Source organism: Bradyrhizobium sp. AUGA SZCCT0105 (assembly GCF_018129565.1).
Taxonomy (GTDB): Bacteria; Pseudomonadota; Alphaproteobacteria; order Rhizobiales; family Xanthobacteraceae; genus Bradyrhizobium.
The window spans coordinates 146,294-167,750 of sequence record NZ_JAFCMK010000007.1; the positions used below are offsets into that span (position 1 = coordinate 146,294).

18 protein-coding genes are annotated in these 21,457 nt (G+C 64.3%); 9 read left to right on the forward strand and 9 right to left on the reverse strand.

The annotated features are described in order from the left end of the window. Nucleotides 1-119: 119 nt before the first annotated feature. From JQ573_RS29675 to JQ573_RS29690, 4 genes are all read left to right on the forward strand, one after another. The gene (locus JQ573_RS29675) at nt 120-1,763 is read left to right on the forward strand and encodes an NRAMP family divalent metal transporter (RefSeq protein WP_212311829.1); all 1,644 of its coding nucleotides are present in this window, start codon (nt 120-122) and stop codon (nt 1,761-1,763) included. Then, nucleotides 1,760-1,999, forward strand: coding sequence for a hypothetical protein (locus JQ573_RS29680; RefSeq protein ID WP_212311830.1), 240 nt, complete (start codon nt 1,760-1,762; stop codon nt 1,997-1,999). Before JQ573_RS29675 ends, JQ573_RS29680 begins: the two co-directional genes overlap by 4 nt. A gap of 307 nt (nt 2,000-2,306) precedes the next feature. Continuing rightward, complete coding sequence (locus JQ573_RS29685; RefSeq protein ID WP_212311831.1) at nt 2,307-4,301, forward strand: carbohydrate porin; 1,995 nt, start codon at nt 2,307-2,309, stop codon at nt 4,299-4,301. Between the two features lie 315 nt (nt 4,302-4,616). Further along, nucleotides 4,617-6,092 (forward strand): FAD-dependent monooxygenase, encoded by a 1,476-nt coding sequence (locus JQ573_RS29690; protein ID WP_212311832.1) that lies wholly within the window; start codon nt 4,617-4,619, stop codon nt 6,090-6,092. A 109-nt stretch (nt 6,093-6,201) separates the two neighbouring features. Here the strand turns inward: JQ573_RS29690 and JQ573_RS29695 are convergent, their stop codons facing one another. From JQ573_RS29695 to JQ573_RS29705, 3 genes are all read right to left on the reverse strand, one after another. Further along, nucleotides 6,202-7,827, reverse strand: a complete 1,626-nt coding sequence (locus tag JQ573_RS29695) for an FMN-binding glutamate synthase family protein (protein WP_212311833.1) — start codon at nt 7,825-7,827, stop codon at nt 6,202-6,204. A gap of 491 nt (nt 7,828-8,318) precedes the next feature. Then, nucleotides 8,319-9,188: a patatin-like phospholipase family protein gene (locus JQ573_RS29700; RefSeq protein ID WP_212311834.1), complete on the reverse strand. Its 870-nt coding sequence runs from the start codon at nt 9,186-9,188 to the stop codon at nt 8,319-8,321. A 246-nt stretch (nt 9,189-9,434) separates the two neighbouring features. After that, nucleotides 9,435-10,208 (reverse strand): ferredoxin--NADP reductase, encoded by a 774-nt coding sequence (locus JQ573_RS29705; protein ID WP_212311835.1) that lies wholly within the window; start codon nt 10,206-10,208, stop codon nt 9,435-9,437. A gap of 299 nt (nt 10,209-10,507) precedes the next feature. On the opposite strand from JQ573_RS29705, the gene JQ573_RS29710 reads away from it, so the two are divergent. Beyond that, nucleotides 10,508-11,443, forward strand: a complete 936-nt coding sequence (locus JQ573_RS29710; RefSeq protein WP_212311836.1) for a RimK family alpha-L-glutamate ligase — start codon at nt 10,508-10,510, stop codon at nt 11,441-11,443. Nucleotides 11,444-11,476: 33 nt separating this feature from the next. Here JQ573_RS29710 and JQ573_RS29715 read toward each other — a convergent pair whose 3' ends face one another. Both JQ573_RS29715 and JQ573_RS29720 read right to left on the reverse strand, forming a co-directional pair. Then, nucleotides 11,477-11,677: a hypothetical protein gene (locus JQ573_RS29715; RefSeq protein ID WP_212311837.1), complete on the reverse strand. Its 201-nt coding sequence runs from the start codon at nt 11,675-11,677 to the stop codon at nt 11,477-11,479. Between the two features lie 26 nt (nt 11,678-11,703). Further along, the gene (locus JQ573_RS29720; RefSeq protein ID WP_249132508.1) at nt 11,704-12,060 is read right to left on the reverse strand and encodes a response regulator; all 357 of its coding nucleotides are present in this window, start codon (nt 12,058-12,060) and stop codon (nt 11,704-11,706) included. A gap of 202 nt (nt 12,061-12,262) precedes the next feature. Between JQ573_RS29720 and JQ573_RS29725 the strand changes: the two genes are divergently transcribed. The 3 genes from JQ573_RS29725 (at nt 12,263) to JQ573_RS29735 (ending at nt 13,193) form a co-directional block, all read left to right on the forward strand. Next, nucleotides 12,263-12,529: a hypothetical protein gene (locus JQ573_RS29725; protein ID WP_212311838.1), complete on the forward strand. Its 267-nt coding sequence runs from the start codon at nt 12,263-12,265 to the stop codon at nt 12,527-12,529. A 218-nt stretch (nt 12,530-12,747) separates the two neighbouring features. Then, nucleotides 12,748-12,894 (forward strand): hypothetical protein, encoded by a 147-nt coding sequence (locus JQ573_RS29730; protein ID WP_212311839.1) that lies wholly within the window; start codon nt 12,748-12,750, stop codon nt 12,892-12,894. A 71-nt stretch (nt 12,895-12,965) separates the two neighbouring features. Continuing rightward, nucleotides 12,966-13,193 (forward strand): hypothetical protein, encoded by a 228-nt coding sequence (locus JQ573_RS29735; RefSeq protein WP_212311840.1) that lies wholly within the window; start codon nt 12,966-12,968, stop codon nt 13,191-13,193. Between the two features lie 112 nt (nt 13,194-13,305). Here JQ573_RS29735 and JQ573_RS29740 read toward each other — a convergent pair whose 3' ends face one another. Continuing rightward, on the reverse strand, nt 13,306-14,262 hold the full coding sequence (locus JQ573_RS29740; protein WP_212311841.1) for an amino acid ABC transporter substrate-binding protein: 957 nt from the start codon (nt 14,260-14,262) through the stop codon (nt 13,306-13,308). A gap of 12 nt (nt 14,263-14,274) precedes the next feature. After that, the gene (locus JQ573_RS29745; protein ID WP_212311842.1) at nt 14,275-15,564 is read right to left on the reverse strand and encodes a dicarboxylate/amino acid:cation symporter; all 1,290 of its coding nucleotides are present in this window, start codon (nt 15,562-15,564) and stop codon (nt 14,275-14,277) included. 230 nt (nt 15,565-15,794) lie between these two features. On the opposite strand from JQ573_RS29745, the gene JQ573_RS29750 reads away from it, so the two are divergent. Then, nucleotides 15,795-16,796, forward strand: a complete 1,002-nt coding sequence (locus JQ573_RS29750; RefSeq protein ID WP_212311843.1) for an NADP-dependent oxidoreductase — start codon at nt 15,795-15,797, stop codon at nt 16,794-16,796. 144 nt (nt 16,797-16,940) lie between these two features. Here JQ573_RS29750 and JQ573_RS29755 read toward each other — a convergent pair whose 3' ends face one another. Together JQ573_RS29755 and JQ573_RS29760 are read right to left on the reverse strand one after the other, a co-directional pair. Beyond that, nucleotides 16,941-20,111 carry an efflux RND transporter permease subunit gene (locus JQ573_RS29755; protein ID WP_212311844.1) on the reverse strand — a complete coding sequence of 1,057 codons (3,171 nt, stop codon included), beginning with the start codon at nt 20,109-20,111 and terminating at the stop codon, nt 16,941-16,943. A 10-nt stretch (nt 20,112-20,121) separates the two neighbouring features. Continuing rightward, nucleotides 20,122-21,279, reverse strand: a complete 1,158-nt coding sequence (locus tag JQ573_RS29760; RefSeq protein WP_212311845.1) for an efflux RND transporter periplasmic adaptor subunit — start codon at nt 21,277-21,279, stop codon at nt 20,122-20,124. Nucleotides 21,280-21,457 lie beyond the last annotated feature (178 nt).

A 21,457-nucleotide genomic window follows, 5' to 3' on the forward strand; every position in this document is an offset into this window, starting at 1 on the left:
GCAGCGGGACCCTCGACCTGCATCACATCCGGAAATGCCGCTGCTCACGGTAGCGGAGACGTGCGCGCCTGACGGTCCGCGTCCCTTGCCGTGCCCGAAGGGCGGCGAGGAGACGCGATATGACCGAAACCAAGTCCACCCAAACCGCCATTCTCGACACCGCGCATGCCGGCGACATCCGCGGCGCGCTCGGCAGCATCGCGCGGGACGACACCGCGCCGCGCGCGACCTTGCTGGCCCGGTTGAAGACCCTGCTGGCGATCGTCGGCCCCGGCCTGATCGTGATGGTCGGCGACAACGATGCCGGCGCATTCGGCACCTATACCCAGGCCGGTCAGAATTACGGCACCACGCTGCTGTGGACGCTGCTGCTTTTGATTCCCGTGCTCTACGTCAACCAGGAGATGGTGGTACGGCTTGGCGCCGTGACCGGCGTCGGCCATGCGCGGCTGATCTTCGAGCGCTTCGGCAAGTTCTGGGGCGCCTTCAGCGTCATCGACCTGCTGGTGCTGAACGCGCTGACCATCGTCACCGAGTTCATCGGCATCACATTCGCGCTTCGTTTTCTCGGCGTCTCGCAGTTCTGGGGCGTGCTGGCCTCGGCTGTTATCGTGATGCTGGCGGTCTCGACCGGGGACTTCCGCCGTTTCGAACGCTTCGGCATCGTGCTGGTCGCAGGCAGCCTGCTGCTGGTGCCCGTCATCCTGATGGTGCATCCGCCGATCGGGCAGATCGCAGCTGATTTCTTCGTGCCGAAGATGCCGCAAGACGCCAAGCTCAGCGAGGTGATGCTTTTGATCGTCGCCATCGTCGGCACCACGGTGGCGCCGTGGCAATTGTTCTTCCAGCAGAGCTACATCGTCGACAAGCGGATCACCCCGCGCTTCATCCGCTATGAGCGGACGGATCTGTGCATCGGCATCGTGCTGGTCGTGGTCGGCGCCGTGGCGATGATCTCGTTCTGCGCCGAAGTGTTCGCCGGAAAGCCCGAATTCGGCAATTACACCGACGCGCTGGGGACCGCGGTCGGACTCGAGAAATATGCCGGCCGGCTGCCGGCGGTGCTGTTTGCCCTCGCACTGCTGGATGCCTGCATCATCGGCGCGGCCGCGGTCTCCCTCTCGACTGCCTATGCGATCGGTGACGTGTTCGCGGTCAAGCACTCGCTGCACCGCAAGCCGTGGGATGCGAAGGGCTTCTACGGCGTCTATTGCGGGCTGATCGTGCTCGCCGCCGTGCTGGTGCTGACGCCGGGCACGCCGCTCGGACTGCTCACCAACGCGGTGCAGACGCTGGCCGGCGTGCTGCTGCCGAGCGCGACCGTGTTCCTGCTCTTGCTGTGCAACGACCGCCACATCCTCGGGCCGTGGGTCAACTCTGTCAGGCTGAACCTGTTCACCGGCGCGGTGGTGGCGGGCCTCGTGATGCTGTCGGTGATCCTGACCGCCGCGGTGCTGTTCCCGGATCTCAGCGAGCAATGGATCATCGGCATCCTGGTCGGCGGCAGCCTGCTTGCGCTCGCAGTCACCGCGGCGGTCAAGCTGTACGAGATGCTGTCGCACGGTCGCGCGTCCTCCCGTTTCACGCACAAGCCGCCGCTGTTCGACCGCGACACCTGGCGGATGCCGCCGCTCGACCGGCTGCCGCCGGCACGGCTCAGCCCGCTGAGCCGGATCTGGATGCTGGTGCTGCGCGGCTATCTGGTCGTCGCCGCCGGGCTCGTGCTGCTGCGGATCGTCCAGCTCGCCACGGTGGGGGCGTGACGAGACTCGGCCGCGGCCGACGATGGGGCGCGATCGTGTTGTTCAGGCTGGCAAGCGCCATCCTGCGCGGCGCCACCGCGCTCTATCGGCGGCGTGTGATTTCAGGCGCCGACCTGCGGACGGCGCTGTCGATGGCGCGATGCGTCGAACGGGCCGGCGCGAGGGTCGTGCTGGGCAGCACCTCACAGCCGGCATTCATCAAGACAAGGGACGAAGACAATGGTGGCCTCGATTGAACGGTCGGTTCTCGACCGATTTGCCACAGATGTGCGGGCGATCGCAGCGGATGAGGCCCACGGCCTCGGGGTGTTACGCGACTGTCATAGTGGCGTGCAAATCGGAGAGGTATCCGTCGCGTCTCAGTTGCTATTGCGAATTACTTGCAACAAGTCGCTGAGGATGCTAGGTGCTGATCTGGCGTTGGATGGGACGACACGGATCGGACCGGGGACGGCGGGCGATGAATTCAAATCTCGGGTGGCAAGTGGCCGCCAAATCTGCAATGCCGGGCAAAACCGCCAACCGTTCGCGGAAAGCCGCGTCATGACCTGCGTCCGTCTCTTCCGGGTTCGGATCGCCGCCGGCGCAGCGCTCGGTGCGGCAGCATTCGGCACGCCGGCGTCTGCGGCCGACCTGCCCGTCAAGTCCCCCGCCGCCAGGGCGGTCTACAGCTGGACCGGCTTCTATGTCGGCGGCCATGTCGGCTATGGCGACGGCACGCTGGGTCCGGGCACCAATCCGATCCTGGAACAGGGCGTGTTCTTCCCGCCCACGATCACCGGCGGGATCGGCGGCTTCCAGGCCGGATACAACAAGGAATTCGCCAACCGCTTCGTGCTCGGCATCGAGGCGGATGCGACCTTCACCGGCCCGACCGACCAGCCGCGGCGCGTGCCGGGGCCCTTCAATTCGTCGATCGACTATGTCGGCACGCTGCGCGGCCGCGCCGGTTACAGCTTCGGCACCTGGATGCCCTATGTGACCGGCGGCTTCGCCTGGGGACACACCGAGGTCAGGGTCAATGATGCCGGTGGCAATGTGATCTCGCAGCCCGGCCAGTACCAGACCGGCTGGACCGTCGGCGCCGGTGCCGAATTCGCGGTGAGCGGCAATTGGACGGCCAAGGTCGAATACGACTACATCGACCTGTCGCGCCGCACGCTCGGTCTCAACGATTTCGGCATGCCCGGCGTCAGCGTCGACCCGCGCATTCACCTCCTGAAGTTCGGCCTGAACTACCAGCTCGGCGATTCGCCCTGGTCGACGACGCCGACCCGGACCGCGCTGCCTGAGTCCAGCGACTGGAGCGTGCACGGACAGACGACGCTGCTCGGTCAGGGCTATCCGTCGTTCCGCGCGCCCTATACCGGCACCAACAGCCTTCCGGGCCCGGGGCAAATGCAACAGACCTGGACCACGACGGCGTTTCTCGGCGTGCGGCTCTGGGAAGGCGGCGAGTTCTATTTCAATCCGGAGACGGCGCAGGGCTTCGGCCTCAACGGCACGCTCGGCCTGGCCGGTTTCTCGAACGGCGAGGCGCAGAAGGCCGGCGCCGCGTTCCCGAAGATCCGGCCGCAGCGCTACTACTTCAAGCAGACCTTCGGCTTCGGCGGCGAGCAGGAAGACGTCCCCGACGGCCCCAACCAGATCGCGGGCAAGCGCGACATCGACCGCCTCACGATCATCGTCGGCCGCTTTGCGGTGGGCGATTTCTTCGACGGCAATTCCTACGCCAAGGACCCACGCGCCGACTTCATGAACTGGGCGATGTGGGCCTCCGCCGCCTACGACTTCCCGGCCGATCTGCCAGGGTACACCCGCGGCGCCGTGGTCGAGCTCAACCGCAAGGATTGGGCGGTGCGCGCCGGCGTGTTCCAGGTGCCCAATGCACCGAACAGCGACGTGCTGATCTCCAACGCCAACAATGGCGGCGCGGTGGTGGAATTCGAAGGCCGCTACTCGATCTTCGATCAACCCGGCAAGCTGCGCGTCGGCGTGTTCGGCAATCGCGGCAACACCGGCAATTATCGCCAGGCGCTCGCGATCGAGGACGCCAACCCCGGGCTCGACATCAACGACGTGATGGCCGGTATCCGCAAGGACAACACCAAATACGGCTTCTACCTGAACGGCGAGCAGCAGATCGCAACCGATGTCGGCCTGTTCGGCCGCCTGAGCTGGAACGACGGCCGGAACGAGATCCTGTCGTTCACCGACGTCGACCGCAGCGTCTCCGGCGGCGTGTCGGTCAAGGGTAGCTATTGGGGCCGGGCGAACGACACGATCGGCATCGGCGGCGCGGTCAACGGGCTGTCATCGGCGCATCGCGACTACCTCGCCGCCGGCGGCCTGGGTCTTTTGATCGGCGACGGCGCGCTCAACTACAGTCTGGAGCGGATCTTCGAGACCTACTATGCCTACCAGGTGAACAAGAGCCTGACGCTGACCGCGGACTATCAGTTCATCACCAACCCCGCCTACAACGCCGATCGCGGCCCGGTTCACATCTTCTCCGGCCGCATCCACGGCGAGTTTTGAGCGATCACGTAGCCCGGATGCAGCGCAGCGCAATCCGGGATCTGCTCTCTCGTCGATAGACCGGCCCCCGGATTTCGCTTCACTGCATCCAGGCTACGAAGCCTCACCGTCATTGCGAGCGCCGCGAAGCAATCCATAGCTCCGGGCACGCAGAAGCATGGATTGCTTCGTCGCTTCGCTCCTCGCAATGACGGCTGAATTGGTTCGGGCAACAAAAGCCCTCTCCCCACTCAAATATATGTAGACCCCCCGGGCTTGCCGCAAGCCCGGGGTCATCCCGTAGAACGCGCGCCCAATCGAACGGAGGAGTGCGCGATGCGGGAACATGCTGTGGTGATTGCCGGCGGAGGACCGACCGGGCTGATGCTGGCTTGCGAGTTGGCGCTGGCCGGCGTTGACGTTGCGATTGTCGAGCGGCGCGAGAATCCGGACCTGATCGGCGCGCGGGCAGGCGGTCTGCACGCGCGCACCATCGAGGTGCTCGATCAGCGCGGCATCGGCGACCGCTTCGTCGCGCTGGGGACGCGCCATCCGGCGGTGCTGTTCCACTCCCATCTGGTTCCGCTTGAGATCAGGGACTTCCCGACCCGGCGCAATTTCACGCTGGGGCTGCGGCAGAACCATATCGAGCGCGTGCTCGGCGAATGGGCCGAACAACTGGCGGTGCCGATCGATCGCGGGCGCGACGTGACCGGCTTCACGCAGGACGATGATGGCGTCGATGTCGCGCTGTCGGATGGCCAGTTGCTCCGCGCACGGTATCTGGTCGGCTGCGACGGCGGCCGCAGCATCGTCCGCAAGGCGGCCGGCATCGAATTCGCCGGATGGGATCCGACCAGGAGCTGGCTGATCGCCGAGGCCGAGATATCGGACGAGCCGGAATGGGGCTTTCGCCACGACGACGCCGGCATCTATGCCATCGGCAAGGTGGAAGACGGTGAACGGGTGCGGCTCGTGCTGACCGAGCGGCAACTCGGCACCGACAGGGAGCCGACCCTGGGTGACGTCAGCGAGAGGCTGGTCGCCGTGTACGGCACCGATTTCGGCATCCATAGCCCGGTCTGGATATCACGCTTCACCGACATGACCCGGCAGGCCGTGACCTATCGCAAGCAGCGCGTGCTGCTGGCCGGCGATGCCGCCCATGTGCATCCGCCGATGGGCGGTCAGGGCCTCAATATCGGCGTGCAGGACGCGGTGAACCTGGGTTGGAAGCTCGCCCAGGTGGTCAAGCTGACATCGCCGGACGGCCTGCTCGACAGCTATCAGGCCGAACGGCATCCGGTCGCGGCACGCGTGCTGCGCAACACCATGGCGCATGTCGCGCTCAGCCGGACCGACCCGCGCAGCAAGGCGCTGCACGAGATCGTCTCCGAACTGCTGCGCATGGACGAGCCGCGCCGAAAATTCGCCGCGATGATGTCCGGCCTGGACCTGCACTACGATCTCGGCGATGGCCATCCGCTGCTCGGACGCCGCATGCCCGATCTCGATCTGGTGACGACCAACGGCCCGCTGCGGGTCTTCGCGCTGCTGCACCAGGCGCGGCCGGCGCTGCTCAACTTTGGCGAGCCCGGCAGCCTCGACATCGCGGGATGGGGAGATCGGGTTCAGCTGGTCGACGCCGATTACGCCGGCGCGTGGGAGCTTCCCGCCCTCGGAACGGTTCCGGCACCCGGCGCGGTGCTGGTCCGGCCCGACGGCTACGTGGCGTGGGTCGGAGACCGGAGTCAGTTGCGCCTCGCCGAGGCGCTGACCAAATGGTTCGGCGTGCCTGGCGGTATATCGTGAGTGTAGCCCGGATGGAGCGAAGCGTAATCCGGGATCGGTCGATCCGCAGAGAGAGCGGCCCCGGATTTCGCTACGCTCCATCCGGGCTACGGGCGCGACGTTTTCGTCCCTACCCCGCCGGCTGGAACGAGTCCGCGCGCGCCATTGCCCAGGCTTCGCGGAAGCGGGGATCCTGGGTGCCTTCGAGCAGTTCGCCCGGGCGCAGCGCCGGATAGAGCTGCGCGAAGGTGCGGACGTCGGTGGTCGAGCTCCGCTGCGAGAAGTGGATCGGGCGCAGATCCTTGGTGTGCTCGAGGCCGGCGGCCGCGAGCAGCTCGGTCAGCGCGTGCAGGGTCGAGTGGTGGTAGTTGTACACGCGCTCGATCTTGTCCGGCACGTAGAGCGCGCGGTTGCGGATCGGGTCCTGCGAGGTGACGCCGGTCGGGCAGCGATCGGTGTGGCAGCTCAGGGACTGGATGCAGCCGAGCGCGAACATGAAGCCGCGCGCCGAATTGCACCAGTCGGCCCCGATCGCCATTGCGCGCGCCAGGTCGAAAGCGGTCGCGATCTTGCCGGAGGCGCCGATCTTGATGCGGTCGCGCGCGCCGATGCCGATCAGCGCGTTGTGGACGAAACTGACGCCCTCGCGCATCGGCATGCCCAGATGGTCCATGAACTCGAGCGGCGCGGCTCCGGTGCCGCCTTCATTGCCGTCGACCACAATGAAGTCGGGATAGAGCCCGCTCTCCTTCATCGCCTTGCAGATCGCCAGGAACTCCCAGGGATGGCCGATGCACATCTTGAAGCCGGCCGGCTTGCCGCCTGACAGTTTGCGCATCTGCGCCACGAATTCCATCATCTGCAGCGGCGTCGAGAACGCCTTGTGATAGGCCGGCGAGATGCAGTCCTCGCCCATCGGCACGCCCCGGATCTTGGAAATCTCCTCGGAGACCTTCGCGGCCGGCAGCACGCCGCCATGGCCGGGCTTGGCGCCCTGGCTGATCTTGAGCTCGACCATCTTGATCTGGTCGTCGCCGGCGACGCTTGCGAACAGCTCCGGATTGAAGGTGCCGTCGCGGTTGCGGCAGCCGAAATAGCCGGAGCCGACCTCCCAGATGATGTCGCCGCCCATCTCGCGGTGATAGGGGCTGACGCCGCCCTCGCCGGTGTCGTGGGCGAAGCCGCCCTTCTTGGCGCCGGCATTCAGCGCCCGCACCGCGTTCGGGCTGAGCGCGCCGAAGCTCATCGCCGAGATGTTGAAGACCGAGGCCGAATACGGCTTGGTGCAGTCGGGGCCGCCGACGGTGATGCGGAATTTCTGGTCGGCATGCGGCTTCGGCGCCACCGAGTGGTGCATCCACTCGTAGCCCTCGCGATAGACGTCCTCCTGGGTGCCGAACGGCCGCTTGTCGAGCACCATCTTGGCGCGCTGATAGACCACCGCGCGGGTGTCGCGGGAGAACGGCATGCCGTCCTTCTCGCTCTCGAAGAAATATTGCCGCATCTCCGGGCGGATTTCCTCGAGCAGGAAGCGGACATGCGCCGAAATCGGGTAGTTGCGCAGCACCGCATGGTTCTTCTGCGTCAGGTCGCGGATGCCGAGCAATGTCAGCGCGCCGAAGATCGCCAGCGGGACCACAACGATCTTGAAGACCTTGTGGTCGAAAATCCCGACCAGCAGCAGGAGCGCGGTGACGACGGCGCAGATCGTCAGCACGATGAAGCGCGGCGAGAACGGAAGCAGCATCGTATCCATCAAATCCCTCCGGTCTGCCTTGAATACCCCGTCGGCCGTAAGCTAATCCAACTCGCGGAACAAGTGCACTACGGTTATACGGCCGAGCAGTCACAGATGTGACAACCGCCCGGATGGGCGGGTACGGCACCAGTCAAATTGAAACGAAATCGCCTTTTGCAGTGCAACGCAGTGGAGCGAGGGGCGCCCTGTCAAAATATCGAAAACAACCCCATGCACAGTAGCCGGCGGCTGCCGGCGTTCGACCGGGCAACTTGACACGTCGGGCAACTCACCGGCATTATTCCATTATTCCGAAATCGTGCAGACGCCTCTGGCAGTGTCATCACCCGCGCATGCGGGTGATCCAGTATTCCAGAGACGTCCGTGCTTGAATCGAGGAGCCGCGGCGTACTGGATCGCCCGGTCCATGTGCGCAATTGCGCACAGGCCGGGCGATGACAGTTGTGGACGAGGATGTAGCCTCACAGGGAAGAGAGCCCTGTCCGGCATCAATGGACGTGCGGCCGCATTTCGTGGGGGATATGCCCCGCCTTCAGGCCGTCGCTGGCGAGCCACGCGTTGGTGGTGTCGAGGGCACGGGCGATGTGATCGGAGGTCCGGGAGAAATCGTAGGGCGAGCCGACCAGCGGGCACAGCGGCGGCACCACGAAATACTCGACGTCGGGACCGATATTCTCGAGCTCGTTGACGAGCTGCCGCGCGATCAGCAGCGTCAGCGCATGCAGCGCATTGGCGAGCGCGCCGACCGGCGGCGCCTGGTTGGCACAGGCATGCCCGGTCGGCAGCACGATCAGGCGCTTGGCCCCCTGCTTCACGGCGACGCGGACCGGCGTGTTGCTGGAGATCGCGCCGTCGGCGAGGTAGTGATCGCGGTAATGTACCGGCGTGAATGCGCCGGGGATCGCGGTCGATGCGACGATCGCTTCGGCCGCCGAGCCCTCCGACAGCACCACGCTGTCGCCGCTGATGATGTCCGTCGTGACGATGTGGATCGGGAGCCGCGCGTCCTCGAGATTGCGGAACGGGATGTAATCGTCGATCAACTTGCGGACGCCGTCATGCGAGATCAGGAAGTCGCGCCGCCACAGGAAGCCCACCAGCGTCCGCCAGCTCACCGGAAACACGTCCTGCCGGTTCAGGCCGCGCCAGATCTCGGCCAGCCGCGCCACGCCCGAGACCGTCGGGTCGCCGGCATAGAACGCACCATTCAAGGCGCCGACGCTGGAGCCGACCACCATGTCGGCGGCGACGCCATGCGCGGCCAGCGCCTGCAGCATGCCGACCTGGACCGCGCCAAAGCTGCCGCCGCCGGCGAACACAAAGGCGGTCTTCGGCGCATCCGGATCGGTGATGGACAAGGTGCTGCTCCCTTATCGCCGCGTTCGGGAAACCGCTGCGCGGCGTTGGTGGGCGTTATAGCAGTGGGGGATTGGACGGCGCCACAAACACCATCGTCGTCCCGGCCTAGTGCGGAATTGCGCACAGGAGCCAGGACCCATAACCACAAATGAAAAAGGCTGGAGCCCGATGGGGCCCCAGCCTTTGTCCAATCAGCAACGGTGGTTATGGGTCCCGGCTCGCGCTTCGCTTGGCCGGGACGACAACTAGCGCTCGACGAACGCCTTCTCGATCACGAAGTGACCGGGGGTGTTGCCGCTGCCTTCCTTGAAGCCGCGGGTCTCGAACAGCTGCTTCAGCTCGTCCAGCATCGCCGGGCTGCCGCACATCATGATGCGGTCGGTCTCGATGTCGAGCGGGCCCTGATGCAGGTCGGTGAACAGCAGGTTCGAGGTGATCAGGTCGGTGATGCGACCGCGATTGCGGAACGGCTCGCGCGTCACCGTCGGATAGTAGGAGAGCTTCTCCGACAGCAGCGGCCCGAACAGCTCGTCGTCGCGCAGCTTGGCGACCAGCTCCTCGCCATAGGCGAGCTCGGAGACCTGGCGGCAGCCATGGACCAGCAGGATCTGATCGTAGCGATCGTAGACCTCGGGGTCCTTGATCAGGCTCGCGAACGGCGCAAGGCCGGTGCCGGTCGACAGCAGCATCAGCCGCTTGCCGGGGATCAAATTGTCGGTGATCAGCGTGCCGGTCGCCTTACGGCCGACCAGGATGGTGTCGCCCTCGCGGATCTTCTGCAGCTTGGAGGTGAGCGGGCCGTCCTGCACCTTGATCGAGAAGAACTCGAGCTCCTCCTCGTGATTGGCGCTCGCCATCGAATAGGCGCGCAGCAGCGGCCGGCCATCGACCTCAAGGCCGATCATGGCAAACTGGCCATTCTGGAAGCGGAAACCGGAATCGCGGGTGGCTCGGAAGCTGAAAAGCGTATCGGTCCAGTGCTGGACAGAAAGAACTTTCTCTCGATAGAACGCGCTCATGGGTTTTCGTTTTCTCGACTGATCAGATTTAGAATGGTTTGATTTCTAGACTGCTCGCGACGGCGCTGAAGTGGCCGAAATCATTGAAGATCTCGCGTTTCCATTGCGCCAATGCATGAGATAGTCAAGATCAACTGGCGTGCAATTGCGATCTCAGAATGGCAGTCGTTCGATTTCGCGCAGAGGTTCAGCCACGACATCGTTAACGCGTGGTGCTGCAGGTAATTTACTTGCTGAGATCGGCGCCGATCTGGCAATTAATTGCTACGAAAACCGTAGGTCGAAGGGAAAATGATCTCGTGGTCCTGATCAGCCAGCGAATCTTCCTGGAAACCATCAAAAAATATTGTTTGGCGCACTCCATTGCCGTCGAGGTGCGGTCCGGCGGCTGGCTGGTCATCATGACCAAGGGCGACGCGCGGCGGCTTGCGATCGGCTATGACATCGGGCTGAACAGCGCGGTCGCGCATCAGGTCGCCAACGACAAATCGGCCTGCGCCGAAGTGCTGGCATCGGCCGGCATATCAGCCATTCCGCACAGCCTGTTTCTCGGCAGCAAACTCAGCAAGCACATCCCCGGATCGGACTCGCTGGATACGATGTTGCTTCTGCTCGACCAGCATCCGCGCGGCCTCGTCGTCAAGCCCAACGAGGGGACCTCCGGCGAGCTCGTCTTCCGCGTGACGACACGAACGCAGCTGGAGACCGCGGTCGCCCGCATCCTCGCCGCGCATCCGAGCCTTGCGATCTCGCCTTACGTCGAGATCAAGGACGAGGTTCGCGTGGTGCTGCTCGATGATCGCGCGCTGATCGTCTACCGCAAGACACGGCCGTCGGTGGTTGGCGACGGCGTCCGCTCGCTGCGCGCGCTGGCGCAGGCGACCGCGCCGGCCGAACAGCTGAAGGCCCTCTCCGCGGATTTCGATGCCGCCGCGCTCGACGCCGTTCCGCCGGCCGGCGAACGGCTTCTGCTCAACTGGCGGCACAATCTCGATGCCGGCGCCGAGCCGGTGCTGCTCACCGATGTTGCGACACGCGACGCTTGCGTCGCGCTCGCGATCAAGGCTGCGCAGGCAGTCGGCATCCGGTTCGCCTCCATCGACGTCGTGCACGTTGATGGCGCGTGGCAGGTGCTGGAAGTGAATTCGGGCGTGAAGATGGAGGCACTGGGCCGCCGCCATCCGGCGCTGGTCGAGGCGGCGTATCACACTGCGCTGGACGCCGTGTTCGCGTAAGCGACGTGCGACGCGCTCGCCTTGAGCCTCCGATCATTCTCGCGGGTGCTCTTTCTCATAGGCAGCGACGATCAGTTCCGATTGCTCGACCTGTGCGGTGAGACGGTCGATCTCGGCTTGCGTCTCCGGAAACACGCCAGCGCCTGCCGTATTTCCGGATTGCAACTCCGCGAGCAGTTCACGATTCCTCGTGATCTGCTCGCGGTGCCAATCGATTTCGGGATCGTCTTGCATGGATCTATGTCTCGATCGGCCAGGGCTTACGACGCCAGCTCGCGCAGCAGAGTGGATGGATAAACCGGTTTGGCAAAAAATTTGACGCCGTCAGGCAGATCGCTGGGCGGCGCCAGGCCCGAGATCACGAGCACGCGCACGCCCGGATCGCAATCCAGCGCCCATTGTGCGAGTTCGATGCCGTTCATTCTGCCCGTGAGCTTGACGTCGGTGACCAGCAGTGACGGGTGACGCATCTTGATGGCGAGCGCAGCCGTCTCGCCGTCTTCGCATTGGATGACGTCGAAATGCCCTTCCTTCAACAACAGCGCAATCATGTCGCGCTGGATCGTGTCGTCTTCGACCACAATAGCGGTTTGGTGAATTGACCTCGCGTAGCCCATGGCAACCTCCAAACGGTCAACCCCAGTGTTCAATGACTGGGGACGCATAAAGTTCTGGTTCCGGACTCCGATAACCGGCGGGTTCCGGCGGACGTTTGCAAGTTCCGAGCGGAACAACATTCGAGGCTGGCGCGTCATTGATGAGAGACGAGCCGGATGGTTCGGGCCTGGGGACAGGACGTCGTGCCAGGAGGCAAAGCTGATGAAGAATGCTGTACGGTCGGATCAGGATTTTTCTGAACCCTACAAAGCCGACGCGGCGGCTGGCGCGCCCAGCTATCTATCCTCTCGACGACGGGTCGAAGACCCGGTCCCGGATGCCAATGACATGCGGTATCAGGCGATGGAGCGAGAGACGACCGGTTCGCTTGGCGATCCCTTTGGCGCTCGCCTGCCGCACGATATCGTTTCCGAGATGGAAGCAGAGCTCAAGCAGCAGGTCGATCGGCTTGTCGCGGAGCGACACTAGAGCCTATCCCGTTCCGATTGAATCGGAACGGGGCTCTAGACTCTTGTTCTGACGCGTTTTCTTCACGCGAACCGGTATCCACTTCGCTCGAAAACGCTCCAGCTGGTGAAGCGACGAGTTCGCAGACTTCAACAGCGGAATCTCGCCTGCCGATGATGCTCCAGAGATCGCGGCGCGGAAACTCGAACCAAGATCCCCGCCGGATCAATGGAGTTTTGATGGTAGCGATCCTTGGACGCGCGATCTTCCAGGTCATGGTTGTTCTGGCGGCGGTCGGCATCGTTGCCCTCGCTTCTATGGCGGTCCACGGCGGCTACGCGCATGCGGCAGTACAGCTTGCCGCAAAATTCTCGCCGCCATTTTGATCCATTCAGCGGCTTGCTCATCCCGCTCAAGGGAGTACGCTGATGCGCATTAATCGATCCGGATACAGATTATGCGCAAACTTCTTTTGAGCTTCCTTGCAATCATGGCGTTCGTCGCCGCCTTCAATCCTCCGGCCGCTAACGCCGTGTTCTGGCGCGGCGTCACCGCCCCGACGAATATCGACATCCACGGATATCCGATCATCAAGGAGCCGCCGCCGAGCACATGCCAGTTGATCCATGTGAACGGATTCTGGGTCCGGCAGTGCCTGGATTTGTCGCATCGCTATTGGCGATAAACGAGGTTGCGGTTCGTCGGGACCGTTCGGGAACGGTTCGGTTGCCCTCACCCGGATTGCGTCTGCAACGCAATCCGGCCTCTCCCGCAAGGAGAGAGGCCGGACTTCGAGGCTAGTTCGCTCCGCCCGCAGAATCGTCGAGCGCCTTGAAGGCGTCTTCGAGCTGCGGTGAGAGCGCGACGTTGAGCTTCTCGCCGGTCGGCAGGCGGGCGACGAACCACTTGTTGTAGAGCGGGATGATGTCACGGTTCGAGGCGAGCTTGCGGAAGGCGCGCTCGACCACGTCCTTCATCTGCGGCTCGCCCTTGCGGTACATAATGCCGTAGGGATCGTAGGACAGATAGTCGCCGGTGACGCGGAACTTGTCCTGCGACTTGTGCCGCGCGATCAGGCCGTAGAGCAGGATGTCGTCGGTCGCGAACGCATCCGCCTTGCCGTCCACCAGCATCTGGTAGGACTGCTCATGGTCGCCGGCGGTCACGATGTTGAGGCCGAGCTGTTGCTTGGCGTCGACATTATGCAACGCCTGCTCGTTGGTGGTGCCCTTGGTCACCACCACCGTCTTGCCCTTCAAGTCGGCGGCCTGGTTGACGCCGGAGGCCTTCGGCACCATCAGCTTGGTGCCGGCCACGAACATCAGCGGCGAGAATGCGACCTGCTTGCCGCGCTCGGCATTCGCCGTGGTCGATCCGCATTCGAGATCGATCTTCTTGTCGACGACCGCCGGAATGCGGTCGTCGGAGGTGACCTTGACGTAGTCGACCTTGAGGTTGGCGTCGTCGACCTCGGCTGCGATCTCGTCGACGATCGCATCGCACAGCTCGAGGCTGTAGCCGATCGGCCGGTTGGAGTGATCGAGGAACGAGAACGGCGGCGAGCTTTCGCGATAGCCGATCCGCACCGCGTGCGTGGCCTTGATGTTGGCGAGCGTGGGGCTGAGCCCCTCGCCCACCGGCTGTGCGGACACCGGTCCGATCAGCAGGCTTGCCGCCAGCAGACATGCTGACAGCAGGCATGTCGACAGTAGAGGCGCCTCAGCCCGTTTCGGCCTCCAGCGGGCGCGATGCATGCATCCCTCCCGTCAATGACCGGCCATCACGGCGCCGGGCACCGCATCCTGCGGCACCGCGTCGTCGGGCCCGAGCTCGTGCTCGGCCTTCAGCTCGCCCTCCCACTTCGCGACCACGGAGGTGGCCAGCGAGTTGCCGATCACATTGGTGGCGCTGCGGCCCATGTCGAGGAAGGTGTCGATGCCCATGATCATCAGCAGCCCGGCCTCGGGGATGCCGAACTGCGACAGCGTCGAGGCGATCACCACCAGCGAAGCGCGCGGCACGCCGGCCACGCCCTTCGAGGTGATCATCAACGTCGCCAGCATCGCGAACTGCGTGCCGAGCGACATCTCGATGTGGTAGGTCTGCGCAATGAAGATGCTCGCGAAGGTGCAGTACATCATCGTGCCGTCGAGGTTGAAGGAATAACCGAGCGGCAGCACGAAGGCCGAGATCCGCGAGGAGGCGCCGAACCTGTTCAGCCCTTCCAGCGTCTTCGGATAGGCCGCCTCCGAGGAGGCGGTCGAGAACGCGATCATCAGCGGCTCGCGGATCAGCCGCAGCAGATGGCTGTAACGCGGCCCGATCACGACGAAGCCGACCGCGACCAGGATGGCCCACAGGATCAGCAGCGACAGATAGAAACCGCCCATGAAGACGATCAGCTTCCAGAGCACGCCGAGACCGTTCTTGGAAACGGTCGCCATGATCGCGGCCCACACCGCGATCGGTGCAAACAGCATCACATAGCTCGTGACCTTGAGCATGATGTGGGCGAGATCGTCGATCAGGCTCATGATCGACTTGGCGCGCTCAGGCATGGCGCCGAGCGCCACCGCGAAGAACACCGCGAACACCACGATCTGCAGGATCTCGTTCTGCGCCATCGCATCCGCGATCGAGGTCGGGATCAGATGGGTCAGGAACTTCTCGATCGAGAAGGCCGAGACCGGCAGGCCGGTGGACTGGGCCTTGTCGGGCAGCGTGCCGGGGAAATTGGCGCCGGGCTGCAACAGGTTGACCATCACGAGGCCGAGCAGCAGCGAAACGAACGAGGCGGAAACGAACCAGCCCATGGTCTTGGCGAAGATGCGCCCGAGCTTGGCGCCGCTTCCCATATGGGCGATGCCGCCGACGAGGGTTGCAAACACGAGTGGCGCGATGATCATCTTGATCAGGCGCAGGAACAGCATTGCGATCAGGTTGACGTCGGCTGCGATCTCGGCACGGCTGTCAGGAAAGTAGTTGAAGACGATCGTCCCCATTGCGATGCCAAGGACCATCGCAAGCAGGATGTATTGCGTAAACCTGTTCGACATTCTCTTACCCCCGTAAGTTCCCGGCGAAGGGCAAGTGTGGCAGATTTACGCAGCTACGCAACACGCTTCGCGCCGAGCGGGACTTTGCCGATATGTTCCCGTTGTGGAATGCCAGCGCGCGGACTAGCGTTCATGCAGCGCACAATCTGTGCAATGAGCTGCGCACAGTGCAGTCAAACTGCATGCGAAACGACCAACGCCAAGGGAAGCCAAGAGGGGAGACACCGCCAATGAACGACACCGTCAATCGCCAGATCCTGCTTGTTGAGAAGCCGACCGGCAAGCTTGGCCCCGAGCATTTTCGCCTGACCAAGGGCACGGTCCCCGCGCCGAAGGACGGCGAGGCGCTGGTGCGGACGCGCTACATCTCGCTCGACGCCGCCAACCGCGCCTGGATGCACGGCGCCACTTACCGCGCCGCGGTGGAAGCCAACACCGTGATGGCCGGCGGCGGCATCGCCGAAGTGGTGGCGTCGAATGACCCCGGCTTGAAGCCGGGCGATATCGTGTTCGGCGACACCGGCTGGCAGGACTATGCCGCCGTGCCCGCCAAGCACCTAGCCAGGATGCCGAAGCTCGAGCCGATGACGCATCTGCTCAGCGTCTATGGCATTGCCGGCCTGACCGCCTATTTCGGCCTGCTCCATGTCGGCAAGCCCAAGGAGGGCGAGACCGTGGTGGTGTCGGCGGCCGCAGGCTCGGTCGGCTCGATCGTCGGCCAGATCGCCAAGATCAAGGGCTGCCACGTGGTCGGCATCGCCGGCGGCAAGGACAAGTGCCACTGGCTGACCTCGGAGCTCGGCTTCGACGCCGCGGTCGATTACAAGGACGGCGCCACCTACAAGGCGCTGCGCGCAGCGGCGCCCAAGGGCATCGACGTCTATTTCGACAATGTCGGCGGCGACATCCTCGAAGCTTGTTTGGCGCAGATGAACAATCGCGGCCGGATCGCCTGTTGCGGCGCGATCTCGCAATATGACGGCGTGCCCTCCGCGCACGGCCCGCGCGGCGTGCCCGGCTTGATCGTGGTGAAGCGGCTGGTCATGCAGGGCTTCATCGTGATGGACTACATGGACCAGCGCGATGCCGCGCTCGCCGACCTGCAATCCTGGGTCTCCTCGGGCAAGCTCAAGGTCCAGGAAGACGTCATCGACGGCATCGAGAACACGCCGCAAGCGCTGATCGGGCTCTTGGCCGGCGAGAACCGCGGCAAGCGCATGGTGAGGGTGTAGCGGGAAGCGCTCTCAAACCCGTCATCCTGAGGAGCGCGAAGCGCGTCTCGAAGGATGCACGGCCGGCTGATGGCCGTCGACCCTTCGAGACGGCCGCTTCGCGGCCTCCTCAGGGTGACGGGGATGGGTTTGGTGCGCGCGGCCCTAATGCACGGTCCCCGACGCCTGCGGTGCGGCTTGCGGCGTGGCCGCCTTGCCTTTCTTTGCCTTGCGCCAGTTCTCGAAATTCTGCACCACGACGAAGAATGCCGGCACGAACAGCACCGCGAGGCAGGTCGAGGCGATCATGCCGGAGAACACCGTGATGCCGATCGACTTGCGGGCGCTGGCGCCGGCGCCGGTCGCGAGCACCAGCGGCAGCACGCCGAGGATGAAGGCGAACGACGTCATCAGGATCGGCCGGAACCGGGCGCGGGCCGCGTCGATCGCCGATTCCAGCACCGGCTTGCCGTCGCGGATGTGATGCTCGAGCGCGACCTCGACGATCAGGATCGCGTTCTTGGCCGACAGCGCGATCAGCAGGATGGTGCCGATCTGGGTGTAGAGATTGTTCTCGATCCGAAGCGACGTCAGCACCAGCATGGGCCCGAGCAGCGACAGCGGCACCGCCAGGATCACCGAGATCGGCGCGTACCAGCTCTCATATTGTCCGGCGAGCACGAGATAGACCAGCAGCAGCGCCAGCGCGAATACATAGTAGATCTGGCTGCCGACCTCCTTCTCCTGGTACGACATCGCCGTCCACTCATAGCCGGTCCCGGGCGGCAGCGTCTTGGCGGCGATCTCCTCCATCAGCGCCATCGACTGGCCGGAGCTGTAGCCCTGCGACGGCAGGCCGATGATGGTCGCGGACGGATAGAGGTTATAGAGACTGATCAGCGACGGCCCGACCGACGGGGTGATCTTCGCCACGGTGCCGAGCGGGACCATGTCGCCATTGCTGTTGCGCACCATCATGTTCTCGATGTCGCGCAGCGTCAGGCGGTATTGCGCATCGGCCTGGGTGTAGACCTGGAAGGTGCGGCCGAACTTGGTGAACTGGTTGACGTAGCTCGCGCCGAGATAGGTCGACAGTGTCGAGAAGATCTGGTCGGTGGTGACGTGCAGCGTCTCGGTCTTGACGCGGTCGACCTGGACGTCGAACTGCGGCACCATCGAGCGGAACGACGACTGCACCCGCTGCAGCGCGCTTTGGGTCTGCGCATTGCCGACGACGGCGCCGGTCACCGCCTGCAGCTTGCCGTAATCGGCGTTGCCGTCACGGAGCTGCACCTGCATGGCAAAGCCGGCGGCATTGCCGATGCCCTGGATCGGCGGCGGCGGGATCACCAGGATCCGCGCCTCCGGGATCACCGCAAGCTTGTCGTTGAGCCCGTAGACCAGCGAGCGCAGATCCTCGCCGGGGCCGCGCGAGCCCCAATCCTTCAGGATGACATAGGCGACGCCGGCATTGGCGAGGCTCGACGAGTTGTCGAGCGCGGAGATGCCTGCGATGGCGACCACCTGCTCGACACCCGGTGTCTTGCGAGCGATCTCGGTGACCTGATCGAGCGCCCGCTGGGTGCGATCGATCGCGGCGCCGTCGGGCAGCTGCACCGCGGCCAGCACGTAGCCCTGGTCCTCGATCGGAATGAAGCCGGTCGGCACCCGCGACAGCCCGTAGCCGGCAATTCCGATCAGGATCAGCGCGACGAGGACCGAGGTCTTGGCGTGGCCGGCAATGCCGCCGATCATCCGGGTGTAGCCCCGCTCCACCCGGTCATAGACCGCGTTGAAGCCACGGTAGAAGACATTGCGCTGCGCCAGTGGTACCGGCGGGCGCAGCCAAAGCGCACATTGCGTCGGCTTCAAGGTCGCGGCATTGACGGCGCTGAGCAGCGCGGTCGCCGCGATCACTAGGGCGAATTGCGCGTACATCCGGCCGGTCAGCCCCGGCAGGAAGGCCGCCGGCAGGAACACCGAGATCAGCACCAGCGTGATGCCGACGATCGGCGCGAACAATTCGTCCATCGCCTTGATCGCGGCATCGTGCCCGGACATGCCGCGCTCGATATTGTGCGCGGCACCTTCGACCACCACGATGGCGTCGTCGACCACGATGCCGATCGCCAGCACGATCGCAAACAGCGTCGAGAGGTTGATGGTGAAGCCGAGCGCGGCCATCGCCGCGAACGCGCCGATGATGGTGACCGGCACCGTAGTCGCAGGCACCAGCATCGCCCGCCAGTCCTGCAGGAACACCAGGATCACCACCAGCACCAGCAGGCCGGCCTCGATCAGCGTCCGGTAGACCTCGTCGATCGAGGCCTGGACGAATTTGGTGGTGTCGAACGGCGTGTCGTACTTGATGTCCTGCGGGAACTGTTTGGCGAGCTGCGCCACCTTCTTCTGCACTTCCTTCTCGACCTGCAGCGCGTTGGCGCCCGGCGACAGGAACACGCCGATGCCGGTGGCCGGCTTCTGGTTGAGCGAGAACACCTGGCTGTAGGTCTGCGCGCCGAGCTCGACCGAGCCGAGATCGCGGACGCGGGTGACGTCGCCGACATTGCCGGTCTTGACGATGATGTTCTCGAACTGGCTCGCATCGTCGAGCCGGCCGTTGACGTTCAGTGTGTACTGGAACGCCTGCCCCTGCGGCGCGGGCGGCGCGCCGACCTGACCCGCGGTGACCTGCTGGCTCTGCTGCTGGATCGCCTGGATGACGTCCTGCGGCATCAGCCCGCGCGCCTGCAGCTTGTTCGGATCGAGCCACACCCGCATCGAATACTGCCCGGCGCCGAACACCGTGACGTTGCCGACGCCTGGCAGGCGCGACAGCTCGTCGCGAATGTTGATGGTGGCATAGTTCGACAGGAACAGGCTGTCGTAGGTCTTGTTCGGCGAGGTCAGCGTCACGAACAGCAGGATTGAGGTCGACCGCTTCTGCACCGTGACGCCCTGGTTCTGCACCGCGGTCGGCAGTTGCGACAATGCCGAGGAGACGCGGTTCTGCACCAGCACCTGCGCGAAGTTGAGGTCGGTGCCGATCTTGAAGGTCACCGTCAGCGTGTAGGTGCCGTCGGCGCCGCTGTAGGACTGCATGTAAAGCATGTCCTCGACGCCGTTGACCTGCTGCTCGATCGGCAGCGCCACGGTGTCGATCACGGTTTTTGCCGACGCGCCGGGATAGCGCGTCGTCACCTGGACCGTCGGCGGCACCACATCGGGATATTGCGCGACCGCAAGATTGAACAGCGCGACGCCGCCGATCAGGATCATCAGGATCGCGATGACGTTGGAAAGGACCGGCCGCTCGATGAAGAATTTCGAGATCATGGCGCGCCCCTCACTTGGCCGGTGCCGGCGTCGCGTCGCCCTTCTGCATCTGCGGATCGACCTTCTGCCCGGGGATCGCGCGCAATAATCCGGCGGTCACGACGCGGTCATCGGCTTTCAGCCCGCTCTCGATGACGCGCAGCCCTTCGTCGAGCGGACCGATCGTCACCTTGCGCTGCTCGACCACATTGTCGGCATTGACCACCAGCACGTAGCGGCCGGCCTGGTCGCTGCCGATCGCAACGTCCGGCACCAGCAGCGCGTTCTCCTGCTTGGTGAAGGGCACGCGAACGCGGACATAGAATCCCGGCAGCAGCACGCGATCCGGATTGGGTATTAAGCCACGAACGGGAAGCGTTCCGGTCGACTGATTGACGGTTGGTGCGACGTAATCGAGCTTGCCCTTGTGCGGATAACCGGTCTCGGTCTGCAGGCCGACCTCGACCGGCAACTGCCTGATATCGTTGACCGTCATGCCGAGGCGACGCGCTTCGTCACGCACCCGCTGCACGTCCTGCTCACTGACGTTGAAATTCACATAGATCGGGTCGAGCTGCACGATGGTGGCAAGCTGGGTGGGCGAGGCCACGCCGACCAGCTCGCCGACCGACACGAGATGGTTGCTGACGATGCCGTCGAACGGGGCGGCCACATTGGTGTAGCCGTAATTGACCGCGGCGATCTTGGTGTTGACCTGGGCCTGCTGCAGGTTGGCCTGCGCGTTGTCCCGCGTCGAGGTCGAGTTTTCCAGCGTCGCCTGCGAGACCGCCTGGCGCTGCACCAGATCCTGCTGCCGCTTGAAATCGGACTCGGCCTGCTTCAGCGTTGCTTGTGCGCCGACCTCCGCGGCCTGCGCCTGCTCCAGCTTCAGCTTGTAGGTCTCGGGCTCGATCGTGAACAGGGTGGTCCCCTGTTTCACCGGCGAGCCGTCCTGATAGTTGATCGACTGCAGAAAACCCTGCACGCGCGCGACCAGATCGACGGTCTTGATCGGCGCGGTGTTTCCGGTGGCGTCCAGGTAGCGCGTGATGGCGCGTTGCACCGGCGGCGCGACTTCGACCTTGGGCGGCGGCGGCGCAACAAAACTGTTTTGCTCGCAGGCACTTAAACTGACCAGGGCTGCTACGACGAAGGCGATGCGCACAAGCGGCGCATTTCGCAGCCGCACAAAATCGCTCTGACTGAAATGTGCCGACGCGCGCGCATGCCTCATTTCCGAGCCTCAATTCAAATGTCTTAATTCAAAGATATAGAAGCGAGCAAAAAATTCAGCCGACGTATTCCATAGCAACAATCCGCTTGCAGCGGAACTCGAAAGCGAAAATGATGTCGCTCGCGAAGGTTGT

What these genes read in the sequence shown, in the direction of transcription:
- JQ573_RS29720 (WP_249132508.1), bottom strand. Translation starts at nt 12,060, where the DNA reads ATGGGCTACGCGAGGTCAATTCACCAAACCGCTATTGTGGTCGAAGAC.
- JQ573_RS29750 (WP_212311843.1), top strand. Translation starts at nt 15,795, where the DNA reads ATGAACGACACCGTCAATCGCCAGATCCTGCTTGTTGAGAAGCCGACC.
- JQ573_RS29690 (WP_212311832.1), top strand. Translation starts at nt 4,617, where the DNA reads ATGCGGGAACATGCTGTGGTGATTGCCGGCGGAGGACCGACCGGGCTG.
- JQ573_RS29725 (WP_212311838.1), top strand. Translation starts at nt 12,263, where the DNA reads ATGAAGAATGCTGTACGGTCGGATCAGGATTTTTCTGAACCCTACAAA.
- JQ573_RS29705 (WP_212311835.1), bottom strand. Translation starts at nt 10,208, where the DNA reads ATGAGCGCGTTCTATCGAGAGAAAGTTCTTTCTGTCCAGCACTGGACC.
- JQ573_RS29745 (WP_212311842.1), bottom strand. Translation starts at nt 15,564, where the DNA reads ATGTCGAACAGGTTTACGCAATACATCCTGCTTGCGATGGTCCTTGGC.
- JQ573_RS29695 (WP_212311833.1), bottom strand. Translation starts at nt 7,827, where the DNA reads ATGGATACGATGCTGCTTCCGTTCTCGCCGCGCTTCATCGTGCTGACG.
- JQ573_RS29735 (WP_212311840.1), top strand. Translation starts at nt 12,966, where the DNA reads ATGCGCAAACTTCTTTTGAGCTTCCTTGCAATCATGGCGTTCGTCGCC.
- JQ573_RS29740 (WP_212311841.1), bottom strand. Translation starts at nt 14,262, where the DNA reads ATGCATCGCGCCCGCTGGAGGCCGAAACGGGCTGAGGCGCCTCTACTG.
- JQ573_RS29730 (WP_212311839.1), top strand. Translation starts at nt 12,748, where the DNA reads ATGGTAGCGATCCTTGGACGCGCGATCTTCCAGGTCATGGTTGTTCTG.
- JQ573_RS29685 (WP_212311831.1), top strand. Translation starts at nt 2,307, where the DNA reads ATGACCTGCGTCCGTCTCTTCCGGGTTCGGATCGCCGCCGGCGCAGCG.
- JQ573_RS29675 (WP_212311829.1), top strand. Translation starts at nt 120, where the DNA reads ATGACCGAAACCAAGTCCACCCAAACCGCCATTCTCGACACCGCGCAT.
- JQ573_RS29755 (WP_212311844.1), bottom strand. Translation starts at nt 20,111, where the DNA reads ATGATCTCGAAATTCTTCATCGAGCGGCCGGTCCTTTCCAACGTCATC.
- JQ573_RS29715 (WP_212311837.1), bottom strand. Translation starts at nt 11,677, where the DNA reads ATGCAAGACGATCCCGAAATCGATTGGCACCGCGAGCAGATCACGAGG.